The 7105-nt window shown below is 69.2% G+C and carries 6 protein-coding genes and 1 pseudogene; 1 reads left to right on the forward strand and 6 read right to left on the reverse strand.

The features are described from left to right. From ACFWF3_RS18445 to ACFWF3_RS18470, 6 genes and pseudogenes are all read right to left on the reverse strand, one after another. Positions 1 to 655 (reverse strand): annotated as a pseudogene (locus ACFWF3_RS18445) (DNA repair protein RecN); the annotation flags it as partial. Beyond that, a complete protein-coding gene (locus ACFWF3_RS18450) occupies positions 655 to 1584 on the reverse strand; it encodes an NAD kinase (RefSeq protein WP_378630063.1) in 930 nt (309 codons plus the stop codon). The pseudogene ACFWF3_RS18445 and the gene ACFWF3_RS18450, both read right to left, overlap by 1 nt. Beyond that, the gene (locus ACFWF3_RS18455; RefSeq protein WP_379314594.1) at positions 1581 to 2402 is read right to left on the reverse strand and encodes a TlyA family RNA methyltransferase; all 822 of its coding nucleotides are present in this window, start codon (positions 2400 to 2402) and stop codon (positions 1581 to 1583) included. The genes ACFWF3_RS18450 and ACFWF3_RS18455 overlap by 4 nt, the downstream gene beginning before the upstream one ends. A 1-nt stretch (position 2403) precedes the next feature. Next, complete coding sequence (locus tag ACFWF3_RS18460) at positions 2404 to 2688, reverse strand: hypothetical protein (RefSeq protein ID WP_379314595.1); 285 nt, start codon at positions 2686 to 2688, stop codon at positions 2404 to 2406. Between the two features lie 13 nt (positions 2689 to 2701). After that, entirely contained in the window at positions 2702 to 3595 is an 894-nt protein-coding gene (locus tag ACFWF3_RS18465) for an HAD-IIA family hydrolase (protein WP_379314596.1), read from the reverse strand. 412 nt (positions 3596 to 4007) lie between these two features. Next, entirely contained in the window at positions 4008 to 5129 is a 1122-nt protein-coding gene (locus tag ACFWF3_RS18470; protein ID WP_379314598.1) for a hypothetical protein, read from the reverse strand. A 729-nt stretch (positions 5130 to 5858) separates the two neighbouring features. On the opposite strand from ACFWF3_RS18470, the gene ACFWF3_RS18475 reads away from it, so the two are divergent. Continuing rightward, positions 5859 to 6929, forward strand: a complete 1071-nt coding sequence (locus ACFWF3_RS18475) for a hypothetical protein (RefSeq protein WP_379314597.1) — start codon at positions 5859 to 5861, stop codon at positions 6927 to 6929. Positions 6930 to 7105: the final 176 nt, after the last annotated feature.

A 7105-nucleotide genomic window follows, 5' to 3' on the forward strand; every position in this document is an offset into this window, starting at 1 on the left:
GGCGGGTGTCCTCACCGGGTTCGGGCGCGATGCCGTCGATCTCGGTGAGCGAATGCTTGAGCCGGTCGGCTTCCAGCGCCAGTTCCCGACTGCGCGCGGTGCGTTCGAGCAGTTCGGTCCGCGCGTCCAGCCAGGACCGACGATGCACCTGATATTTGCGCAGCAGACCGGCGACGCCGTCGCCGGCGAACTGGTCCAGTGCCGACAGTTGCTGCTCCGGCCGCTGCAACCGCAATTGATCGTTCTGGCCGTGCACGGTCAGCAGCCGAGAGGTGAACTCACCGAGCACCGCGGCGGGCACCCCGCGACCACCGAGATGCGCGCGCGAACGTCCGTCGCTGTTGACCGTGCGGACCGCGATCACGCTGCCGTCCTCGTCGGCCTCGGCACCCGCCGATTCCAGCACCTCCCCGACCGCCGTGCGAGCCGCGTCGTTCACGTCGTCGACGACGAAACGACCCTCCACCACGGCCTTCGCCGCGCCCAGGCGTACCCGTCCCGCGTCGGCGCGTGCACCGCTGAGCAGGTGCAGGCTGGTGACCACCATGGTCTTGCCCGCACCGGTCTCGCCGGTGAGCACGGTCAGACCGGCATGGAACTGCGCGGTGGCCGTCGAGATGACACCGAGTCCGTCAATCCTGATCTCCGTCAGCATCAGTGCTCTTCCGTTCGCTGTCTGCCCCGCCAGCCGGTGACCGGCAGTTGGAACTTACGCACCATCCGGTCGGCGAAGGGCGCCGAATCGAGCCGCACCCAGCGCACCGGACGTTCGCCGCGCACCACTTCGGCGCGGCCGCCACGCGGCAACGCGAGAGTGCGCCTGCCGTCGAGGAAAACGATCGCGTCGTGTCCGGTTGCCACGGTCTCCACCGCGATCAGCGACTCCGGGCTGGTCACCAGTGGCCGCGCGAACAACGCGTGCGCGTTGCTCGGGATCACCAGCATCGCCTCCAGTTCGGGCCACACCACCGGTCCACCCGCCGAGAACGCGTAGGCGGTGGACCCGGTGGGCGTGGAGATGAGGATGCCGTCGCAGCCGAACGCCGAGACCGGCCGCCCGTCCACTTCGAGCACCACTTCCAGCACGCCCATCCGCTGGGCGTTCTCGAGGCTGGCCTCGTTGAGCGCCCAGCCGCGTTCGACGATCGTGTCGTCCACGCGCACCGTGACGTCGATGGTCATCCGGTTTTCCACCTGGTAGTCGCGATCGACCACCTGCGAGAGCGCCTCGTCGAGGTTCTCGGCCTCGGCTTCGGTGAGAAAACCGATGCGGCCCAGGTTGATTCCGAGCACGGGCACACCCGCGGGCCTGCCGAGTTCGGCCGCGCGTAAGAACGTGCCGTCACCACCGAGGGCGAGCACCATCTCACAGCCCTGGGCCGCGGACGGGCTGTGCGGCACCACCCGCACCGGATATCCGGCTTCGTCTTCGAACCGGGTGCTGTCGGCCTCGTCGGCCAGCACCCGCAGGCAGATACCCGCTTCGGCGAAGATCTTCGCCACCCGGTGCGCGGTCTCGATGATCTCCGCGCGACCGGGATGGGCGACGAGCAGGATCTCCCTGCCGCCGGCATGCGTACTCACTGCGGACCCTCCTCGACAGCCTGCGCGACCAGCGCCCGCACCTGTTCGGCGTCGTAGTCGAACGGGCCGACCTTGCGCAACCACAGGAAGTACTCGACATTGCCCGACGGACCGGGCAGCGGGCTGGCGACCACACCCAGGGTGCGCAGCCCGAGCGCGGCGGCGGCGCTCGCCACATCACACACCACTTCGGTTCGCAGCGCCGGATCACGCACCACACCGCCCGAACCGACCCGGTCTTTGCCGACCTCGAACTGCGGCTTCACCATCGGCAGCAGATCGGCGCCATCGGCCGCGCAGGCCGCCAGTGCCGGGAGGACGAGCCCGAGCGAGATGAAGGACAGGTCACCGACAACGACTTCGACTGTGCCACCGATGGATTCGGGAGTGATGTTGCGCACGTTGGTGCGGTCGAACACTCGGACCCGGTCGTCGTTCTGCAGCCGCCAGATCAGCTGGCCGTAGCCCACGTCGACCGCGACCACCTCGCGCGCGCCCTTGTTCAGCAGCACATCGGTGAACCCACCGGTCGACGCACCCGCGTCCAGGCACCGCTTACCCGAGAGGCCGAGCCCCTCCGGTTCGAAGGCCTCGAGCGCGCCGAGCAGTTTGTGCGCGCCCCGCGAGGCCCACGACACCTCGTCGGGCTCTTCCCGCACGATCAGCGGGGTTCCCGTCTCCACGGCCGTCGCCGGTTTCACGGCGACGGTTCCGGCAATCAGGACACGGCCCGCGCTGATCAGCTCGACCGCGTGTTCTCGCGATCGCGCCAACCCGCGGCGAACCAGTTCGGCGTCCACCCGCGCTCGTCTGGCCACCTCAGATCTTGTCCACTGTCGCCAGCGCGTCCACCAGTACGTCGTGCGCCTGTTCGAGGATGCGCGCACGGCGGGTGATATCGGCACCGGCCTCGGTGTTCTCCGCCGGGCCCGCGACAGGACGCGGACCGAGTTCGGCGAGTAGTGCGTCGACCTCGGTCTTGATCCGGTGCGGATCGGCGGGTTCCTGCTGCACCGGTGCGCCGGGCAGGTGAGCGCCCGGCACGGGAATCCCGGGCCGGGGTGGCTGTGACGCGCCGTTCGGCGGTGAACTCGCAGTACTCATCGTGGCGTCAACGCTATCGGATTTCCGAATCGGCCGCGCGCACCCGTACCGCCCGGCCGGGATACTGTCGCAACAGTTCCGCGATGTCCGCCGGTGCGGCGGCCTCCGCCACGGTGGCGTCGTTGAGGGCGTCGAGGCCGGCGGCGATATAGGTGGGGATCCGGGCGGCGGGCGCGCCGATCACCTCCTCGAGCGTGCTGACTCCGGTCAGCACCAGCAGCGAGTCCAGACCCAGGCCGTTGGCACCCTCGATATCGGTGTCGAGCCGGTCGCCGACGACCAGGGCGCGGCGGGTGCCCGCTCGCTCGATCGCGTCTTCCATCAGCGGCGCGTAGGGCTTGCCCGCTACGAGGGGCTCACGATCGGAGGCGGTCGCCAGGGCCGCGACCATCGAGCCGTTGCCGGGGGCGAGGCCGCGCTCGTTGGGCAAGGTGCGGTCGGTATTGGCGGCGATCCACAGCGCGCCCGCGCGCAAGGCGTAGGCGGCTTCGGCGAGGTCGGGCCATGCGGTCGCCGGCGAGTGGCCTTGGACGACCGCCGCTGGTGGGGTCTCGCCGAATCGGCGGATGGGCTCGAGGCCGACGGCTTTCACCTCGGCGGCCAGATCGTCGGTTCCGACGACGAGCACCCTGTCGCCGGGGCTCAGCCGTTCGGACAACATGCGGGCGGCGGCCTGCGCACTGGTCACCACATCGCCCGCGGTCGCCGGGTAGCCGAGCTCGTCCAGGTGGTGCGCCACGGCACCGGGACCGCGCGCGGCGTTGTTGGTGACGTAGACGAGACGTTGTGCCGAATCACTATCCGGTACAAGCGCTTTGGGCGCCCCTTCGATGACATCGGGTCCGCGGTACAGCGTTCCGTCCAGGTCGAGCAGCAATGCCTCGTATCGATCGCGTAGCCGGTCCATCCACCCTCACTTCGTCGTCTCTGCCGGGTCGGACACATCTGCGACCCTAGGCGAAGGCACCGACAGCTTCGGTTCCCCTCGGCTGCCGAATAGCGCTCGCACCCTTCATGATCGAGCATGTGCCACGTGTTCGTGCGCGATGTCCCCAGTTGCGGACGTCTCGCCCAGCGCGTCGCGGGCGCGCACCGACGCAACAGGGAAACCAGGCCGGTTGCCGGCCGAAGTAGATCCCCGCTCGCACAGCGTGCTCGATTGCCCGCAGCGCAGGAGGCCGGTCCACCGCTCGAGCCGACCGAGTACCTCTGTGCCACACCCGATCCGGCGTTGCCGGCCGACATCAACCTCTGATGACATGCGAAAAGGCCGCAGGCCGGGAAACCTGGATGCGTTCCCGGCCTACGGCCTTGTGGTTCTACTGCGCGTCGCCGGTGAGTTCGGTTGCCCGCTCCTCGGCGTCGGTTTCGTCGTCGAGGTCGGCGGCAGCGGCGTTGAGGAACCACTGCAGGCCGTCATCGGTGCGGCCGGCCGCCACCAGCGCGTCGGCGTAGGCGTAGAACAGGCGCGCGGCGGCGGAGCCCGTGCGCGACGGGTCCAGATCGCAGGCTTGCAGCGTCACGACGGCCTGGTCGAACTGACCCAGATCCATCCGGGCGCCTGCCACAACGATCCGCAGCTCGGCGGCTTCGTCACCGGTGAGCGTCTGTGCTTCCTCGCTGCGACCGAGCTCGATGGCGCGTTCCGGCCTGCCGAGACCGCGCTCGCAGTCCGCCATCACCGCGAGCAGCCCGGCGCCACCGGACATACGTCGTGCGGTCCGCAGCTCCGAGAGCGCCTCTGCCCATTCCTCGGCGTGGTAGGCCACCACACCGGCGGTCTCCCGCACCACCGCGATGCGGCCCGCGCGCTGCCGCGCGGCCCGAGCGTGTGCCAGCGCCAGGCGCGGGTCGTCCTCGAGCAGCTCGACGGCCATCACCATGTGCCGGGCCACCGAATCGGCGTTGTTCTTGTCCAGGCTCAGCAGGTCACGGCGCACGGCCGGATCCAGATCGGAGGCCTGCACATCCTCGGGCAGATCGGGCCCTTCGGGACGCGCAGCACGGCGATCGTCCGGCCGCCCACCCGTCGTACGAGCGCCTTCACCGCCGCGACGGCGGTCATCGCCGAAGTCACCCGACCGCGACGCACCACCGGACGCCGAGCCACTGCGCGCACGGTCGTCACGGTCCGAACGGGCACCGCGATCCGCGAATCCACGCCGCTCGCCACGGTCGGCGTCACCGCCGGCCCGATCGTCACGATCCGAACCGCTAGAACGGTCGTCGCGATCCGACTCACCTCGGGCAACACTCTCACGATCGAAGCCGCGGGGGCTCTCGTCTAGGCCGGAATCGTCACGGGCGGCGTCATTCAGGTCGCCACTGCCCGACCCGCGATCGGTGGCGTCGGACCGGCTGTCGAGATCCGAATCGACCCGCGCGCTACCGCTCTCGGACTCGACGCCGTCACGAGGACGGTCACCTTCACCGGTGTCGATGGTCGCCTTGTCGTCGGTCTCGGCTACCCGCGCCGTGGCCGAGCTTGCGTTGTCTTCGGACTGCTCAGTGGACGCTGCCGACTCGTCGGTTGCGGGCTTGTCGCTTGCCGTCGCGGAGGTGCCGGCCGACGCACCGGCCGAGGCCGTGCTGTCGTCTTCGGTGATCGACTCGTCGATATCGGAGGCAGCCGATGCCGAGACAACGCCGAGCACATCACTGTCGCGCTCACGTCGCTTCTCGCGGTAGGTGCCGTCGAGCGGCTTGCCGTCCTCGCCGACGAACTTACCCTGGCTGCCACCGGAGCGCGCGTCACGCTTGAAGCCACCGCGACCGCGGTCGTCGTCGCGCCTCGGCCCACGATCGTTGTCGTCGCGCCGCTGGTAGCCGCCCTTGCCGCTGTCGTCACGACGCGGGTAACCACCCTTGTCGTCACGCTTCTGGTAGCCGCCACGATCGGAGCCACCACGCGAACGGTCATCGCTGTCGTTACGACGGAAGCCACCACCCGGACGGTCGCTGCCGCCTTCGCTGCGACGGAAGCCACCACGATCGGAGCTGCCGCCACGGTCACTGCCGCGATCGGAGCTGCCACGCGAACGGTCGTCGCCTTCGTTACGACGGAAGCCGCCACCCGAACCGCCGCGGGGGCGATCGTCATTGTTGCCGCGGTACCCGCCACGGTCGCCGCCGCGGTCGAAACCACCTGCGGGACGATCACTTCCGCCTTCATGACGCTTGAAACCACCCCGGTCACCGGAGCCACCGCGACCGGCGTCGTCACGGCGCTGGTAGCCACCGCGGTCACCGCTGTCGCTGCGCTTGAATCCACCACGATCGTTGTCGTCACGCTTCTGGTAGCCGCCGCGATCGTTGTCATCACGTCGCTGGTAACCACCGCGACCGGCATCATCGCGCTTGGGGTAACCGCTCTTGTTGTCGTCGCGGCGCTGGTAGCCACCACGATCCGACGAGCCGCCGCGATCCGAACCACCACGGTAGCCACCACGGTCACCGCCGCGGTCGAAACCACCTGCGGGACGATCACTTCCGCCTTCATGACGCTTGAAACCACCACGATCACCGGAGCCACCGCGACCGGCGTCGTCACGGCGCTGGTAGCCACCGCGGTCGCCACTGTCGCTGCGCTTGAATCCACCACGATCGTTGTCATCACGCTTCTGATAGCCGCCGCGATCGTTGTCATCACGGCGCTGGTAACCACCACGGCTCGCGTCGTCGCGCTTCGGGTAGCCGCCCTTCGCGCTGTCGTCGCGGCGCTGGTAGCCACCGCGATCAGCGGAGCCGCCACGATCCGAACCACCGCGGGGGCGGTCGTCGTTGCCCCGGTAGCCACCACGGTCACTGGAGCCGCTGCGACCGGCGTCGTCACGGCGCTGGTAGCCACCGCGGTCGCCACTGTCGCTGCGCTTGAATCCACCACGATCGGAGCTGCCGCCGCGGTCGTCGCGGTTGTAGCCACCGCGCTGGCCTTCGGGACGACCGGAGCCGCGATTGTCGTCGTTGCGACGGAATCCACCCCGGTCGGAGCTGCCACGATCGGAGCCACCACGACCTGCGCTGCTGCCTCGGCCTGCGTCGTCGCGGCGGAATCCGCCGCCTTCGCCACGGCCGGAGCCGCGATTGTCACCGTGTCCGCCGCGGGGGCGATCGGTCGGTTCGCCTCGCCGGCCGAAACCGGGGGCGTCTCCGTCCCGGCGGAAAGGCTTCCGTCCGTCGTTGTGTTCCGACACGGCGATCCCTCTCTAGGTTCCCCGACCTGCGGGGAGTGTTGTCAATGACCCCGCCACTAAGAATTCAACCACGGACGAAGGACGGGGCATCGTCCGCCTGGCGTACCGAACTCGTATCGAGTCCACAAACGCCGATAGGGGACCCAAATAAGGGTCCCCTATCGCGAAGGATGTTCCGGCAGTGTCCTACTCTCCCACACCCTGTCGAGTGCAGTACCATCGGC

Source organism: Nocardia sp. NPDC060220 (assembly GCF_042727815.1).
Taxonomy (GTDB): Bacteria; Actinomycetota; Actinomycetes; order Mycobacteriales; family Mycobacteriaceae; genus Nocardia.

Bases quoted from the DNA above. Each gene is read 5' to 3' on its own strand.
- ACFWF3_RS18460 (WP_379314595.1), bottom strand. From the start codon at position 2,688: ATGAGTACTGCGAGTTCACCGCCGAACGGCGCGTCACAGCCACCCCGG.
- ACFWF3_RS18465 (WP_379314596.1), bottom strand. From the start codon at position 3,595: ATGGACCGGCTACGCGATCGATACGAGGCATTGCTGCTCGACCTGGAC.
- ACFWF3_RS18475 (WP_379314597.1), top strand. From the start codon at position 5,859: ATGACGCTTGAAACCACCCCGGTCACCGGAGCCACCGCGACCGGCGTC.